Source organism: Deferrisoma palaeochoriense (assembly GCF_054656955.1).
This window is the reverse complement of the sequence record NZ_BAAHXI010000196.1, coordinates 1-349: the sequence shown is the minus strand read 5'-3', so window position 1 is coordinate 349 and position 349 is coordinate 1. Positions and strand designations below refer to the sequence as shown.

Genomic DNA, 349 nt, shown 5'->3' with positions numbered 1-349 from the left:
ACGACAAACGGACCCTAACGTCCTACCGTCCCAACGTTCCCCGCCCGACGGCCCCTACCCTCCCACCGCCTGCACCCGCCTCACCAGCCAGTCTAGGGTCTTGGCCACGGCAAGAACGAGAGCGAGACTCAGCGCGAGGTCGACTCCCAGGTTCCCGGTTGGGTGGATGAACAGGTACGTGTGCAACAGGTAGATCTCAAGCAGGCACCCTGCGAACGGGAGCGTCACCCGTTCGAGCCAACCCGGCACCTCGAAGCCGTGCCACCAGGAAACGGCTGCCACAAATAAGCCGAGGAGCAACGGGAAGTTCAGGGCCTTCACCCCGGCCGCGTTTAGCACGAGCGCGCCG

1 protein-coding gene is annotated in these 349 nt (G+C 64.8%); it reads right to left on the bottom strand.

All coding sequences use genetic code 11. The annotated features are described in order from the left end of the window. Window positions 1-54 precede the first annotated feature (54 nt). On the bottom strand, window positions 55-349 hold a 295-nt coding region (locus ACYQ8L_RS18685; protein ID WP_459943325.1), incomplete at its 5' end, for a hypothetical protein.